The organism is Ruegeria sp. K3 (genome assembly GCF_056531845.1).
In genome coordinates, this window is record NZ_JBQFMM010000002.1 from 282,696 (window position 1) to 298,087 (window position 15,392).

At 56.2% G+C, this 15,392-nt stretch carries 15 protein-coding genes; 8 read left to right on the forward strand and 7 right to left on the reverse strand.

The annotated features are described in order from the left end of the window. Positions 1 to 40: 40 nt before the first annotated feature. From pstC to phoB, 5 genes are read left to right on the forward strand one after another with little or no spacing between them, the layout of a single operon-like run. Positions 41 to 1,513 carry a phosphate ABC transporter permease subunit PstC gene (gene pstC, locus ACR0MP_RS05155; protein WP_170405796.1) on the forward strand — a complete coding sequence of 491 codons (1,473 nt, stop codon included), beginning with the start codon at positions 41 to 43 and terminating at the stop codon, positions 1,511 to 1,513. Then, positions 1,510 to 2,826: a phosphate ABC transporter permease PstA gene (pstA, locus tag ACR0MP_RS05160; RefSeq protein ID WP_170405792.1), complete on the forward strand. Its 1,317-nt coding sequence runs from the start codon at positions 1,510 to 1,512 to the stop codon at positions 2,824 to 2,826. The genes pstC and pstA overlap by 4 nt, the downstream gene beginning before the upstream one ends. A gap of 12 nt (positions 2,827 to 2,838) precedes the next feature. After that, entirely contained in the window at positions 2,839 to 3,636 is a 798-nt protein-coding gene (gene pstB, locus ACR0MP_RS05165; RefSeq protein ID WP_170393064.1) for a phosphate ABC transporter ATP-binding protein PstB, read from the forward strand. A gap of 16 nt (positions 3,637 to 3,652) precedes the next feature. After that, entirely contained in the window at positions 3,653 to 4,354 is a 702-nt protein-coding gene (gene phoU / locus ACR0MP_RS05170; RefSeq protein WP_170393065.1) for a phosphate signaling complex protein PhoU, read from the forward strand. A 12-nt stretch (positions 4,355 to 4,366) separates the two neighbouring features. Beyond that, positions 4,367 to 5,056 carry a phosphate regulon transcriptional regulator PhoB gene (phoB, locus tag ACR0MP_RS05175; RefSeq protein WP_170393066.1) on the forward strand — a complete coding sequence of 230 codons (690 nt, stop codon included), beginning with the start codon at positions 4,367 to 4,369 and terminating at the stop codon, positions 5,054 to 5,056. Here the strand turns inward: phoB and ACR0MP_RS05180 are convergent. Further along, positions 5,053 to 5,964 (reverse strand): LysR substrate-binding domain-containing protein, encoded by a 912-nt coding sequence (locus ACR0MP_RS05180; protein ID WP_170405789.1) that lies wholly within the window; start codon positions 5,962 to 5,964, stop codon positions 5,053 to 5,055. The two genes, phoB and ACR0MP_RS05180, sit on opposite strands and share 4 nt — an antisense overlap. A gap of 98 nt (positions 5,965 to 6,062) precedes the next feature. Between ACR0MP_RS05180 and ACR0MP_RS05185 the strand changes: the two genes are divergently transcribed. Continuing rightward, on the forward strand, positions 6,063 to 7,292 hold the full coding sequence (locus tag ACR0MP_RS05185) for an acyl-CoA dehydrogenase (protein WP_170405786.1): 1,230 nt from the start codon (positions 6,063 to 6,065) through the stop codon (positions 7,290 to 7,292). Between the two features lie 142 nt (positions 7,293 to 7,434). On the opposite strand, the gene ACR0MP_RS05190 is transcribed toward ACR0MP_RS05185, so the two are convergent. Both ACR0MP_RS05190 and ACR0MP_RS05195 read right to left on the reverse strand, forming a co-directional pair. Then, on the reverse strand, positions 7,435 to 7,707 hold the full coding sequence (locus ACR0MP_RS05190) for a hypothetical protein (RefSeq protein WP_480496676.1): 273 nt from the start codon (positions 7,705 to 7,707) through the stop codon (positions 7,435 to 7,437). 16 nt (positions 7,708 to 7,723) lie between these two features. Continuing rightward, complete coding sequence (locus ACR0MP_RS05195; RefSeq protein ID WP_480496678.1) at positions 7,724 to 9,070, reverse strand: ISNCY family transposase; 1,347 nt, start codon at positions 9,068 to 9,070, stop codon at positions 7,724 to 7,726. A gap of 208 nt (positions 9,071 to 9,278) precedes the next feature. Between ACR0MP_RS05195 and ACR0MP_RS05200 the strand changes: the two genes are divergently transcribed. Further along, positions 9,279 to 10,046, forward strand: coding sequence for an SDR family oxidoreductase (locus ACR0MP_RS05200; RefSeq protein WP_170405785.1), 768 nt, complete (start codon positions 9,279 to 9,281; stop codon positions 10,044 to 10,046). On the opposite strand, the gene ACR0MP_RS05205 is transcribed toward ACR0MP_RS05200, so the two are convergent. The 4 genes from ACR0MP_RS05205 to ACR0MP_RS05220 all read right to left on the reverse strand — a co-directional run bounded on the left by ACR0MP_RS05205 (position 10,043) and on the right by ACR0MP_RS05220 (position 14,161). Then, positions 10,043 to 10,909, reverse strand: a complete 867-nt coding sequence (locus ACR0MP_RS05205; protein WP_170735036.1) for an acyl-CoA thioesterase — start codon at positions 10,907 to 10,909, stop codon at positions 10,043 to 10,045. The genes ACR0MP_RS05200 and ACR0MP_RS05205 overlap by 4 nt on opposite strands. Before the next feature lie 49 nt (positions 10,910 to 10,958). Then, positions 10,959 to 12,176, reverse strand: coding sequence for a serine hydrolase domain-containing protein (locus ACR0MP_RS05210; RefSeq protein ID WP_170735038.1), 1,218 nt, complete (start codon positions 12,174 to 12,176; stop codon positions 10,959 to 10,961). Between the two features lie 107 nt (positions 12,177 to 12,283). Continuing rightward, on the reverse strand, positions 12,284 to 13,315 hold the full coding sequence (locus ACR0MP_RS05215) for a phosphotransferase family protein (RefSeq protein WP_170595621.1): 1,032 nt from the start codon (positions 13,313 to 13,315) through the stop codon (positions 12,284 to 12,286). 27 nt (positions 13,316 to 13,342) lie between these two features. Then, on the reverse strand, positions 13,343 to 14,161 hold the full coding sequence (locus tag ACR0MP_RS05220; RefSeq protein ID WP_170405770.1) for an SDR family NAD(P)-dependent oxidoreductase: 819 nt from the start codon (positions 14,159 to 14,161) through the stop codon (positions 13,343 to 13,345). A 108-nt stretch (positions 14,162 to 14,269) separates the two neighbouring features. Between ACR0MP_RS05220 and ACR0MP_RS05225 the strand changes: the two genes are divergently transcribed. Next, positions 14,270 to 15,271, forward strand: coding sequence for an NADPH:quinone oxidoreductase family protein (locus ACR0MP_RS05225; RefSeq protein WP_480885898.1), 1,002 nt, complete (start codon positions 14,270 to 14,272; stop codon positions 15,269 to 15,271). Positions 15,272 to 15,392: the final 121 nt, after the last annotated feature.

The window sequence follows — 15,392 nt, forward strand, 5'->3', positions numbered from 1 at the left end:
CAATTTTTCCCTAATCCCGATCAAGACCTATGGGGGCGTCATGCCAATTCTTTGGCTCATTCTGATCGTGCTTGCGATCGCGGCAGTCGGATATGTTTTGGGGCGAATGCGCGCCTTGCAAAGTGCCGGAGGGGACAGCCGCAATCTGCATTCTCTTCCCTCGTTTTATGGCGCTAACGTCGCACTGAAAGTCATAGTTCCCGCCTTAGGTTTGTTGATCGTCTGGCTGCTGGTTCAGCCGCTCTACGTTAACTCTCAGGTCTCGGAGATGGTTCCCGAAACGGCGATCAAGGAAGGATCGTCGCGCAGTCTTGTTATGGCCGAGGTGCGTCGGACCGCAAATGGTCTGGACAGTGCCGTTGCGCAGGGACATCTCACCGAAACGCTCGCACAGGATGCGCGGGCGGATATTTCCGAGATGACCCAAAAGTTGAAGGACGCGGGTCAAGTCGTAACCTCGGACATCACGCAGACGGTTTTGCATGCAGCTCAAGCCTATCGGGCGATAAATTCAACCGGTTACGCGATAATGTCCGCCGCTGTGATACTGGTCGCCTTGGCCGGGGCTGTGTTCAGTTGGTTACAGACGCATTCTGAATATCGTGCCCGCAATGTGGTTGAGCAGGGAATTCGTGTGATGCTGCTGGCGGCTGCGTCGATTGCGATCCTGACAACGGTCGGCATCGTCCTTTCGCTGGTTTTCAATACGTGGGAGTTCTTCAAGCTTTACCCGGCATCAGAATTCTTTTTCGGTACCACCTGGGCGCCCAGTTTCTCGGGCCGTGGTGGGGCATCAGATCTGGGTATCATCCCTTTGCTGTGGGGCACGTTCTATATCTCGTTGGTGGCGTTGTTGGTGGCCGTGCCAATCGGTCTTTTCGCTGCGATTTATCTCAGTGAGTACGCTTCTTCACGCGTGCGCTCGATCGCCAAACCGATGCTTGAGGTGCTGGCCGGTATCCCGACCATCGTTTACGGCCTTTTCGCTCTGCTGACCGTTGGCCCGCTGTTGCTGAGCGTGTTCGGGGATGACGGATTGGGCTGGATGAAAGCCGGTACGGCAGTGATGACCGCCGGTCTTGTCATGGGCATCATGCTAATCCCGTTCGTTTCGTCGCTTTCCGACGACATCATCAACGCGGTGCCTCAGGCCATGCGTGATGGCTCTTACGGGCTGGGGGCCACACAATCCGAGACCATCCGGCAGGTCGTTTTGCCCGCAGCCTTGCCCGGGATCGTGGGAGCGATCCTGCTGGCAGCATCGCGCGCCATCGGTGAGACCATGATCGTGGTTCTGGGGGCAGGGGCCGCCGCGCGTCTGGACCTGAACCCGTTCGAGGCCATGACCACCGTCACCGCCAAGATCGTCAGCCAGCTGACGGGCGACGCCGATTTCGCCTCGCCCGAGGCCCTCGTCGCCTTCGCGCTTGGCATGACGCTGTTCATCCTCACTCTGGGGCTGAACGTTTTCGCCCTTTATATCGTGCGCAAGTATCGGGAGCAGTACGAATGACCGACGCCAGCATGCAAAATACCTCGACCTCGCTGACTGCATCCGATGCCCGGACCAAAAAACGCGCGGCTGCCGAAAAGCGTTTTCGCGCCTACGGGATCGTCGCTATCGCGACCGGACTGTTCTTTCTGATTGTGCTGTTTGCCTCAATCCTGTCGCAGGGCATCCCGGCCTTCCAGCGCACAGTGATCAGTTTAGAATTCACGCTGAGCGAAGCGCAGCGCGATGAAGCCGAAGGCACGATGTTCAAGACAAAGGCCTACTCCAATATGTTCATTGCGGAACTGAATGAACAACTAGCCGAAAGTGGCATCACCGTGGATTTCGATCAGGATGCCATCGAGCGTCTGTTGGGCAAAATCGGCGGTACGATCCGAACCTTCTATGCCGATAATCCTAGCAAGCTGGGTGAGCCGATCATGTTCGATCTGGCGGCTTCAAGCCGTGTGGATGGCTACTTCAAGGGTCGGGTGTCTCGTGACACCCTGCAGGACAGCCGCTTCCTGCAACTCAGCGATCTGGATCTGGTGGACGCGTTGAAAGAGGCAGGGATCATCAAGCAGGCATTCAACTGGCCGTTCATCACTGGTGCGGACTCGGGCGTGGATAACCCCGGTGGCGCGGGTATTGGTGCCTCAGTTGTTGGCTCGTTCTTCATGATGCTGGTGGTGCTGTGCCTATCGCTGCCCATTGGGGTCGCCGCCTCGATCTATCTGGAAGAATTCGCGCCGCAGAACAAATTTACCGACCTGATTGAGGTGAATATTTCGAACCTGGCCGCCGTTCCGTCTATCGTGTTCGGTATCCTGGGTCTGGCCGTGTTCATCCAATTTATGCACCTGCCGCAATCGGCGCCGCTGGTGGGTGGTCTGGTCCTGACCCTGATGACGTTGCCAACGATCATCATCTCGACCCGAGCCTCGCTAAAGGCGGTTCCCCCGTCTATCCGCGACGCGGCGTTGGGGGTAGGGGCCTCGAAGATGCAGGCCGTCTTCCACCACGTGCTGCCGTTGGCCGCGCCCGGTATCCTGACTGGTACCATCATTGGTCTGGCGCAGGCGCTGGGTGAAACTGCTCCGTTGCTGTTGATCGGCATGGTGGGCTTTGTCGCCCGAGGCTATCCCGATGGCTTTTTAGCGGGCTTCACCGAGCCGAACTCGGCCATGCCGGCACAGATCTACACATGGGCCGCGCGTGCCGATGTGGGTTTCTACGAGAAAGCCTGGGGCGGCATCATCATCCTTTTGATGTTCCTGCTGACCATGAATATCATCGCTATCATCCTGCGCCGCCGCTTTGAACGCCGCTGGTAGGAGGGGTTTAAAATGAACGATATGACACGAGTGGAGAGAACCGTGGACTCCAAAGACATCAAGATCAACGCCAAGCAGGTTCAGGTCTACTACGGTGAGACCCACGCCATTAAGGACGTGAGCGTCGATATCGAAGACAAGACTGTGACGGCTTTCATCGGTCCCTCTGGCTGCGGTAAATCCACCTTCTTACGCTGTCTGAACCGGATGAACGACACAATCGACATTTGCCGGGTGCAGGGTGATATCCTGCTGGACGGTGAAGACATTTACGACAAGCGCGTCGATCCGGTACAGTTGCGTGCCAAGGTCGGCATGGTTTTTCAAAAACCGAACCCGTTCCCCAAATCGATCTATGACAACGTGGCTTACGGTCCGCGTATCCACGGCCTTGCCAAGAATAAGGCAGAACTGGATGAAATCGTAGAGAAATCTCTGCGTCGTGGTGCGATCTGGGATGAGGTCAAGGACCGTCTGGATGCCCCCGGTACCGGCCTTTCTGGTGGTCAGCAACAGCGTCTTTGCATCGCGCGCGCCGTAGCCACCGAGCCTGAGGTGCTATTGATGGACGAACCCTGTTCGGCGCTCGACCCAATCGCAACCGCGCAGGTCGAGGAACTGATTGACGAACTGCGTTCACGCTATTCAGTGGTGATCGTAACCCATTCGATGCAACAGGCCGCGCGGGTCAGTCAGAAGACAGCGTTTTTCCATCTGGGGAACTTGGTTGAGTTCGGCGAAACCGGGCAGATCTTCACCAACCCCGAAGATCCCCGAACCGAAAGTTACATCACCGGCCGGATTGGCTGAGCACAGGATAACTGCAATGAGCGAACAACATATTGCATCCGCGTTCGACCGCGACCTTGAGGCCATCCAAGCACACATCATGAAGATGGGTGGACTGGTCGAAGCCGCCATTATGGGCGCGGCCCGGTCGCTGGAGACCCGCGACGAAGAACTGGCAAATGAAGTGCGTCAAGGCGACAAGGCCATCGACGCACTGGAAGAACTGATTGACGAAGAGACCGCGCGCCTGATTGCCTTGCGTGCACCGACGGCCAGCGATTTGCGGCTGGTGCTGTCCGTGCTGAAGGTTGCGACCAACCTTGAACGGATTGGAGATTACTCCAAGAACATCGCCAAGCGAACGACCGTTCTGGTGAATGCCGGCGAAATCAACGGCAGTGCCGCCGCTCTGCGCCGAATGGCGCGCGAGGTCGAGCGGATGCTGCGCGACGCGCTGGATGCCTATATCCAGCGTGATGCTGAGCTGGCGCAGGACGTGATCGAACGGGATCTAGAAGTGGACCAGATGTATAACGGCCTGTTTCGCGAGTTCCTGACCTTCATGGCGGAGGATCCGCGCAATATCTCATCGTGCATGCACCTGCATTTCATCGCAAAAAATATCGAACGCATGGGCGATCACGTCACCGCCATTGCCGAGCAGGTCGTCTATCTCGTCACCGGCGAGAGACCCAGCGAAGCGCGCCCCAAAGCCGACAACACGTCGCAAACGATCTAGGAGATCTAAGTCATGTCCGCTGATCAACCGACGGTACTGGTTGTTGAGGATGAGTTGGCCCAAAGAGAGGTACTGGCCTATAATCTGGACGCCGAAGGGTTCCGGGTAATCCGTGCCGCTAATGGCGACGAAGCTTTGTTGCTGGTCGAAGAAGACCGCCCGGATATCATCGTTCTGGATTGGATGATGCCCAATCTCAGCGGTATCGAGGTCTGCCGCCGCCTGAAAACGCGGCCGGACACCCGATCAATTCCGATCATCATGCTGTCGGCGCGCTCAGAAGAGGTTGATAAAGTGCGCGGCCTTGAAACCGGTGCCGATGATTATGTGGTTAAGCCTTACTCGGTTGTCGAATTGATGGCACGTGTACGGACACAATTGCGCAGAGTCCGTCCAGCGACCGTGGGCATCCGGTTGGAGTTTGACGATATCATACTGGACTCTGAGACCCACAAGGTCAGCCGCGACAACAAGCTGTTAAAACTGGGCCCGACCGAGTTCCGGTTGCTGAGCACATTCATGGAAAAGCCCGGCCGGGTCTGGAGCCGAGAGCAGTTGCTTGACCGCGTCTGGGGCCGCGATATCTACGTCGACACGCGTACTGTTGATGTTCATATCGGTCGTCTGCGCAAAGCGTTGACCCAACATGGCGGCGAAGATCCGGTGCGAACAGTGCGCGGGGCAGGGTATGCGCTCGGCTAACGCGGCAATGACTCTTCGGTTTGGGCCTGAGAAGCAAGCCAGTGTCGAAACTCTCGCAATGATCCGTCATCCGATTTTTCGCGCGGCCAAACCAGATAATATGCCCCCATCGTCTCTATCGCGTCAGGGAAGGCTGCAACCAGCCTACCTGTCGCTAGGTCTTGTTCCACAAGATAGTTTGGCAACAGGGCAACACCCAGGCCGTGCAGCGCGGCTTGGTTGATCGTGTTGAACTGGTCGTGGACGGTGCCGGGCAGGGGATGCGGGTGCGTGACACCCATCTGTTGAAACCAGTCCTGCCAGGCGCGCGGTCGTGTCTGGATATGCAGCAGCGGCAGTTTTAGCAGATCGCGGGGTGAGGTCGGAGTGCCTTTGGGTAAAAGCTCGGGTGCGCAGACGGGCAAAACCCGCTCGACACTTAATGGCAAGCGATCAGTTCCGGGCCAATCAGGTTCCCCAAAATGTAAAGCCGCATCAAAGGGTTCCGAAGCAAAACTAAACGGTCGCAACCGCGTGGTCATGTTGATTGTGATATCCGGATGGCGGCGGGCGAAATCCGGCAGACGCGGTACCAGCCAGCGCATTCCGAATGTCGGCAGAATCGCCAGATTCAATGTCCCACCGACAGGGGAAATGTGCAGTTTCAACGCCGCCTGCGCGATCTGAGACAAGGCTGGCCGAATTTCTTGTACATAGTCTTGTCCAGCCTTTGTCAGTGACAATCGCTTGCGATCACGGCTGACCAATTCTGCGTCCAAATGCGCTTCAAGCGTCTGCAGTTGCCGACTGACCGCGCTCTGCGTCAGTGCCATTTCTTCCGCGACTGCCGAGGCTGATCCAAGGCGATCCAAAGCTTCAAGCGCGCGCAGCGCGGATATAGGCGGCAGGATAGGGCGCTTGGTGTCCATCTATGCGTTTTGATCATGAAACAATGCAAATGTCTCGCTGTTTTTTGAATATTTCTCAGATTATACTTGCCCAAACCTATTCAATTCGGAGAAGCAAAATGAACGCTCCAGATACAAAGCCTGTCCTGCGCGCAAAAGATGCGCCTGACCTTGGACGTTTCAACTGGGACGACCCATTTCGCTTGTCGGACCAGTTGGAAGAGGATGAACGCCTGATTGCCGACAGCGCGCGCGCTTACGCCCAGGAGAAATTGCAGCCGCGTGTCACCAAGGCTTTTGCAAACGAAGAAACCGATCCCGAGATCTTTCGTGAAATGGGTGAAATGGGCCTGTTGGGCACGACAGTCCCCGAAGAATATGGTGGGATCGGTGCAAGCTACGTATCTTATGGACTTGTGGCGCGGGAAGTTGAACGTGTGGATTCCGGCTATCGCTCGATGATGTCGGTGCAAAGCTCGTTGGTGATGTACCCGATTTTCGCCTATGGCAGCGAAGAACAGCGTCGCAAATATCTGCCGAAACTGGCAAGCGGCGAATGGATTGGGTGTTTTGGCCTGACAGAGCCGGATGCGGGTTCGGATCCGGCGGCGATGAAGACCCGCGCCGAGAAAATTGATGGCGGGTATCGTCTGACCGGCAGCAAGATGTGGATTTCAAACGCACCGATCGCAGATGTCTATGTGGTCTGGGCCAAGTCTGATGCACATGACGGCAAGATTCGTGGGTTCGTGCTGGATAAAGGCACCAAGTGCCTGAGCGCACCGAAGATCGAGAACAAGCTGAGCCTGCGTACTTCGATCACAGGTGAAATTGTCATGGATGGCGTTGAGGTGGACGAGGGCGCTTTGCTTCCACATGTTCAGGGTCTCAAGGGGCCGTTCGGCTGCCTGAACCGCGCACGCTATGGTATCAGCTGGGGTGCGATGGGGGCCGCGGAATGCTGCTGGCACGCAGCGCGTCAATACGGCTTGGATCGTAAACAGTTCAATCGACCACTTGCGCAGACCCAGTTGTTTCAACGCAAACTGGCTGAGATGCAAACCGAAATCTCTTTGGGACTGCAAGCAAGCTTGCGCGTCGGTCGTCTGATGGATCAGGCTGAAGCTGCGCCTGAGATGATCTCGATCATCAAACGTAACAATTGCGGCAAGGCATTGGACATTGCGCGGATGTCGCGTGACATGCACGGCGGCAACGGTATCTCACTTGAGTTCCAGGTGGTGCGTCACATGATCAATCTTGAGACAGTCAACACCTATGAGGGCACGCACGACGTTCATGCATTGATCCTGGGGCGGGCGCAAACCGGGCTACAGGCATTTTACTGAGATCGCATCTATTGTTGCAACCAAGTAGAAATGTCACTGGTTCTGCAAAGCAGAAGTGTCACCGGAGGGCGGGACGGGAGCAAGGCTTTGCAGCCCGGAGACCTCACATATCGCAGGGCTGAAAAGCCTTGCGGGGGTCAGGTCACAGACCGAGCTTTCGGCGTTCTTTCTTGCTGTAAAACGCTTTGATGCCTTCTTCGCGCACAAGCTCTTCGAAGGCGCGCCAGGCGAGGCCATCGCCAAAGAAGGGTGGGTTATCGGAAATCGTCAACGTGCCGAACTGGTTCTCCACGGACAGGATCCAGCCGGGATCGATGCTGGTCTTGTAGATCTCAACGTCGAAATGATGCCCGTCGATGACAACGGATTGCGTGTAATCGGAGAATATAATCTCTGGGTCGTCTTCGGCATCCATGACGCCAATCTTGGGGCTATTCCGCCGCCTGCACAATCGTCTTTTTGGCGTGTGATCCGGAGGGGCGGCCGGGCTTTCTGTCTCGCGGCCTATAGCCCATCTTCTCGGAGTTTGTCCTGACCGGATATTTGGGTGGCGCCTTGTCCTGGATGTCCTTGATATGCGCCAGCACCGCGCCGAGGCGTTTGTTCTCGGTGATCGCGGCATGGGTCACGCGCTGGTCCATGTCGAAGATGCTATAGGGTAGGGGCCGGCCTTTCCAGCGCACCTCGAACCGGCCATCCACATAAGCGTAGGTGTCCACATATTTGCCTACCAGCCCGCGCGTGATGTCATTCTCTTCCAGCATGATGCGCTTGCGATCATAGGAGAATGTCAGCTGCTTGCCGACATAGCGGTTCTCACGCCAGCACAGCACATCCGCAAGCCGATCCGGTTCGACATTGAGAGCGCGGTGCAGGTTGTCGGACTTGGCTGGGGTCCTTGCGAACTTGGCGTTATAACGTTCCTTGAACCCTTGCAGATAGTCGTTTCCGGCCGCCATGTCCGAGATACCGGCGAGCCTCAGCTCCTTCACCAAACGATCCTGCAACGTACGGTTCGCACGTTCAACACGCCCCTTGGCCTGCGAGGAATTGGCGCAGAGAATCTCGATGTTCAACTCGTTTAACGCCCGGCCGAACTGGGTCATGCGCGCGCCGCCCTTGGCATCTTCCTTGGCCACACGAAACACCGTGTGTTTGTCGCTGTAAAACGCCACCGGGCGACCATGCTGAACCAGGTAGCCCTTGAGCGCTTCGAAATAGCTGAACGTGCTCTCGGATTTGACGAACCGCAGTTCCATGAGCGTGCTAGTCGCATCGTCGATGAAGACGAGAAGGGTGCAGGGATCGCCCCGATCCTCAAACCAACGATGATCCGAACCGTCGATCTGGATGAGCTCGCCAAAACATTCCCGCCGCAGCCGCGGTTGATGAAACGTTCGACGCTGCTTGCGCGACAGCCAGAGGCCATCTTCCTGCATCCATTTGCGAACCGTCTCGCGTGAAACCCTGAACCCGTGATGCTCGGCCAGCATCTCGGCTGCCAAGGTCGGCCCGAAATCCGCATAGCTCTCCCGGATCAGGCTCAGAGCATAGTCGCGCTTAGCTTTGTGGATGCGGTTGTTCGGAGGTTTGCCGCGCGCCTTGTGCCGTATCGCTGACGCGCCGTCTCGACGATACCGCTTCAACAGCCGGAAAATCTGGCGCCGCGTCAGATCCAACAGATTCGCCGCGTTATCAACCGTCAGCCGACCATCATCGACTTGCGCCAACACTTCCACACGATTCAACTCGCGTTCGCTCATCATCACCCATCCCATGCCAGCTCGTCCTCTTCTTGTTTTGAGGGCAGAGTGACACTTCTGCTTTGCTTACGGGTGACATTTTAGCTTTGCGGCTACATCTATTAATCGTATAATCGGTATTATGTAAAAAACTTAGCAAGCGAGCCACGACTATAGAACACACATTGGTCGAGGCTTGCCAATATGTTACGCTGTGTTTGAGAAGTAAGACACGAGCTATGCAATGGTTCTGATTGGGAAGACCGTCGTCATCACTGGCGCTGCAAATGGCATAGGTAAAGGTCTTGCCAAGCGGTTCTCAGAAGAAGGTGCGCATGTAGTCTGCGCCGATATCGACCTTGCCGGCGCGCAGGCCGTGGCGGCGCAAATTGGCGGTGATGCACTCAGCTGTGATGTGTCCAAGGAAAGTGATATTCGAAATCTGATTGAGACTGTCGAGGATACGATCGCTCCGATTGATTTATTCTTTGCCAATGCGGGAATACTCACCCTAGGTGGATTTGAAGTGCCGAATGCTGAATGGGACCGCATCTGGCAGATCAACGTTATGTCTCATGTCTGGACCGCGCGGCACCTGATCCCAAGGATGGTTGCGCGTGATGGTGGTTATTTGATGATCACAGCTTCAGCGGCTGGATTGCTCAATCAACCCGGCGCAGCCCCTTATGGCGTAACCAAACATGCGGCTGTGGGTTTTGCTGAATGGGTTGCGATGACCTATGGCGACAAAGGTCTCAGGGTCTCAGTTCTGTGTCCGCAGGCCGTTCGGTCCGAGATGATACGTGGACATGAGGATTCGGTCGCCGCGATTGACGGAATAATTGAACCTGATGAGGTCGCCCAAGCCTGTGTCGAGGCGCTGGCGGATGAACGTTTCTTGATTCTTCCGCATCCACAAGTGCTTGACTATATGCGTTTAAAAACAGAAGACTACGACCGATGGTTAGGTGGAATGATGAAGCTTAATCAAAGGTTTGCTGGCAGTACTTAGCGTTGCTTCCGTCGTCTGAGTAGGCCTTCCTGCGCGACGGACGCAACCAGTTTGCCATCCTGCGAAAAGATCGAACCCCGATTGAAGCTGCGCCCCTGCCCTGTCCACGGCGACTCCATCGAATACAGATGCCAGTTTTGAAACTGCACGGGTGCATGAAACCAGATTGCATGGTCCAGACTGGCCCCATCAATTTCACCAGTGAACCAGCTCAGCCCATGGGGCCGCATTCCGGAACTGAGCAAGCTCATATCCGAGGCATAGGCCAATAGAAGATGTTGTGTGACGGTGTCCGCGTGGTTCGCTGCGCCCATGCGAAACCAGACGTGATTCTTGTCATCTGCCTTTGCGGGTGCAAACAGGTCCAGCGGATCGATTTCGCGCACTTCGATCGGGCGCTCGCGCAGCAATTCAGCTTTCAGCTTTTCGGGAACGCGATCCAGGTATTTCTCGCGCAATTCGTCACGCGATGGATGGTACTCGGGCGCTTGAACGTCCGGAATCGGATGCTGATGTTTCCATCCGTCATCCTGCTTGTGAAACGAGGCCGACATGTTCAAAATTTGCTTGCCATGCTGGATCGCAACCACGCGGCGGGTTGTGAAAGAACCACCATCGCGCGCGCGATCCACTTGATATATAACCGGAATTGACGGATCTCCGGGCCTTATGAAATAGGCGTGCAAGGAATGGCATAGACGATCCTCGACCGTCCTGTACGCTGCCGCAAGCGCTTGCGCGATCACCTGCCCGCCAAAGATACGCGTTGGTGTCTCGCCACCAGAACCGGTTCCGCGAAACAAATCGACCTCAAGCGGTTCGATATTCAGCAGATCAAGCAATATGCGTTCGGCTTCGGTCATTCGGGGCTCTCCGGCGTCTTGGCCTTTTCCGGTATCACTCAAACACCGATCATTCAACGAGCGCCGCGTGAACAAGCGCCTTTAACTCGGCTCGGGATGGATAAGAGCTGGATGGCGAGAGCTGTGTAAAAAACACAGTCGACAGCGCGTTGACCGGATCGATCCAGAAGTAGGTCGAGGCCATCCCGCCCCAGCCATAGTCGCCAACCGAGCTTGGGGCTCGGGTGCGCGCCGGGTTCAGTACCACCGCGCCTCCGATGCCAAAGCCTGTGCCTTCCATGGGTTGCTCGGCAAAGCTTTGTGGACCCATGGATGCAATATCGTCCGGTAAATGGTTGCGAAACATGAATTCTACAGTCTTCGGCCCAAGCAATCGCGCGCCATTTGCGGTTCCTTTGTTTCGCAACATCTCGGCGAACTTGCTGTAATCGTCGATGGTACTGATCAATCCGCCACCGCCAGAAAAGGTCGTTGCCGCCTCAAACGGGGACTCTCCGGCCCGATCCACCAACCGCAGTGTTTCGCCACCCGATTTTGCGGCATTCAGCGCCATGGCATCGCCTTCGAGTGGGGTGTAGAGCGAGGCAAATCGGTCCCCTGCCCCTTCAGGTACTGAAAACGCGGTTTCACTCATCCCAAGTGGTCGAAAGATGTGTTCGGTTAGAAACACGTCCAGCGGTTTGCCTGATACGACTTCAATCACGCGGCCAATCACGTCGATCCCGACCGAGTACTCCCAGCGACTACCTGGCTGAAAAGCCAGCGGCAACCCTGCCAGCACTTTAACCCGACCCGCCAGCGGGCCTTGTTTCGGGGAAAAGATCAGATCGAGCTCATCCATGGCCATTGGCAAAAGGCCGGGATTGAACGGGTAGCTCAGCCCGCTGGTGTGCGTCAGCAACTGATGCAGGCTGGGTGTCGGCGCGTCCTTGGTCTGGTTCAACTGCGTTGCACCCGGGACCAAAGCTTGCATGGTTGCAAACTCTGGCAGGAATTCGGAAACCGGGGCATCTAGATGAAACAACCCCTGTTCCACCAGCATCATCAAGGCAACGGACGTCACAGGCTTAGTCATCGAATAGATCCGAACCAGGCTATCGCGTTGGAACGCGAGGTCGGTTTCAATGCAGCGGCGGCCAAATGCGTGAAAGAATGCCTCTTGCCCGTTCTGGTGGATCAGAAGGGCGCTGCCTGCGTATTTCTGCTGCTCAACATATCTGTGCATCCATTGGCGGATGTGGGTCTGCGCGGTCGGATCAAATCCCATGAGGCAACTCCATCTTGATCAGGCCGATCTTGCCTTCGTGAGATCCGAGGCAACAGCGAATTCTGCTGATTTTTGCTGGATTTGTTGAAGGGCGCCGAGAATACTGCCTACGTTTTTTGCAGCGCAGATAATCCGTGTTGGGCGAAGACCGGCACATAGGCACCGAAAGCCTTAGCGCGTGCCGGGTCTGATGCGTTTCCATCCAAGGCCCGCTTGTAGACACCTTGCAGAATGCCGGCCATCCGAAAGAAGTTGAAAGCAAGGTAGAAGCCAAAATTCTCAATCCCCGTTAGGCCGCGGCGCGCGCAATACTCGGCGATGAAGTCCTGATCTGACGGTAGCCCAAGGCTTAACCGATCTACGCCAGCCAACCCCCGACCCTCCTTGCCCGGGGGCAGCTGCCATTGCATGATGACGGCTGCCAGGTCCGCATATGGGTGACCGATGGTCGATAGCTCCCAATCCAGCACTCCGATGCAGGCGGTGCCATGCGCCTCGAACATCAGATTGTCGATTCGGTAGTCCCCATGAACCAGTGTTCTTTGATTGTCATCCTCGGGGATCTGGCGCTCAAGCTCGGCGATCAGCTGATCCATCTCGGCGATTTTTTCGGTCTCAGAGGCGCGATATTGTTTGGTCCAGCGAGCAATTTGCCGCTCAAAATAGTTGCCTGGAGGTCCGAAATCCGAAAGACCCACCGCATCGATATCGACCATGTGCAGTTCGGCCAGTACGCGGTTCATCTCTTTCAGTACACCCGTGCGCGTCGCATTGTTTTCGCCTTTCATGACAGGGTCGACAAATGTGCGCCCTTTCAGATGCTCCATCACGTAAAAGGCAGAGCCTATGACGCTGTCATCTTCACAAAGCAGATGTACTTGCGGGACGGGCACTTTGCTACCAGCCAGCGCCGCTTGTACGCGAAATTCCCGATCCACTGCATGTGCGGATTTCAGCAATATGCCCGGCGGCTTGCGTCTCAGAACATAGGATTTGGCCGGCGTACGCAGCAGATAGGTTGGGTTCGACTGACCCACGGTGAATTTTGTAGCCTCAAGAGGGCCATGATACCCAACAAGATGCGTGTTTAGATAAGCGTCGACGGACTTGATATCCAGAGTGTTTTCAGTGTGTGTCATATATTCAGCCTGCGTATGAACCCACGGCTAAAGGGCATCGGCAAAGATATTGCCACCGGTCTGCACATTTATCCCGCCGGAGACAGGGATGACCGCGCCAGTGACATAGCTGCCTCCGCGACCGCATAGAAACAACATGCAACCAGCGATATCCTCGGCCTGGCCAACCCGGCCCAGTGGAACACCTTTGCCGACCCGCGCGCGCTTGGTTTCGTCCTCGGTAGCAAAGGCCGTCATGCGCGATACGAATGGTCCCGGGGCCAGCGCATTCACCGTAACTCTGTAGGGTGCCAATTCTTTAGCCATGATTTTGGACAGGTGAATAACCGCCGCTTTGGACGCGGAATAGCTGTAGGCCCCGTCACCCATCGGAACTTCACCCATGACCGAACCTACATTGATGACCCGCGCAGGATCCTCGTCGGTTGCGGATTTCATCAGAAGTGGCAGCAATTTTTGGGTCAGATCAAATACGCCTGCGACATTAACCGACATGACTTTGTCCCAAGCGAAATGAGGGAACTGCCCCATCGGCGCGCCCCAAGACACACCTGCATTATTCATCAGTATATCAATCGCTTGAGTGCGACTTTTGACTTCATCTACCAGCGCATCTATACCCGCCTCACTGCTGATGTCGCCAGCAAACCCTTCGGCCGAGCCTGGCGCGTCCAGAGCGTTCAACTCTGTTGCAACCTCCTCGCATGCCTCGCCTTTGCGAGAAGCGATCAGTACATGCGCCCCGGCACGTACCAACGCCTCGGCCGCCATTCGACCGATACCGGTGGCACCCCCCGTTACCAGTGCCGTCTTTCCACTGAGCGAAAACAAAGTCTCGGGCGTCATGTGCACTCCATTCAGGCGATCTGGGATTCTGGCGTGAGGTCTTCTTGACAATACGTGCTGACAATCCAACGATTTCAAAACAGGTGAAGCAAGAGGCAAATGAAAAACATGCAGGCATTACTCAGCGTCACACCAGGCGGCCCCGAGAGTTTGGAACTGACCACCCTGCCCGATCCAACCCCTGAGTCAGATGAAATTGTATTGCGTATCCGCGCCGCCGGGGTGAACTTCCCTGATACGCTGATGATCCGGGACCTCTATCAGATAAAACCACCCCGCCCCTTTGCGCCAGGTGGTGAAATCGCCGGAGAAGTTGTCTCGGTCGGAGAAGGCGTCACAGACTTCGCGCCTGGTGATCGGGTTCTGGCGCTCACAGGGCACGGAGGGTTCGCTACGCATCTGAAGCTCAAACCAGCGACTGCCGTCACGATACCCGACGTGATGCCGTTTGAAGATGCGGCCAGCTTTGTCTTCACCTACGGCACTTCATACCACGCCCTCAAGGACCGTGCGCTACTTAAGTCCGGCGAAAAAGTACTTGTTCTGGGGGCCGCCGGTGGCGTTGGGTCTGCGGCGATCGAGCTAGCCAAAGCGATGGGGGCACATGTGATCGCGGCGGTCTCGTCTGAAGGTAAAGCATTGTTTTGCAGAGATATTGGCGCAGACCAGACGCTGATCTATCCACGCGATCTGGACCGCGAAGCGCAAAAGGCCCTGTCCGCCGAGATAAAGGCACTGGCCCGGGGCGAAGGTGTGGATGTGGTCTACGACGCGGTCGGCGGAGACTACGCTGAGCCCGCCTTGCGAAGTATGGCATGGGGTGGGCGTTATCTGGTTGTTGGCTTTCCTGCCGGCATCCCCAGCATTCCGCTGAACCTGACTTTGCTCAAGGGCTGTCAGATCGTCGGGGTGTTCTGGGGCGCGTCCGTATTTCGCGACCCGAAAGGGCACGCACAGAACCTGGCCGAGTTGTTCCGCCTATATGGTTCGGGAGTGATTTCACCCCGTATCAGTGCACGATTTCCGCTAACCCAGGCGGCAGAGGCAATTGGCATGCTCGAACGGCGCGAGGCTCTCGGTAAAGTTGTGGTCACGATGGAAGATAATTGAATAGGGGATGGGATTGCGCCGATCCAGCAACCTGCATGCGTCAATGAAGCTCTACCCATAAGAGCGAAGGTCGCTGGACGACCTTTAAATTCATGTTTATGAAAAAGGGAAGATGGGGACA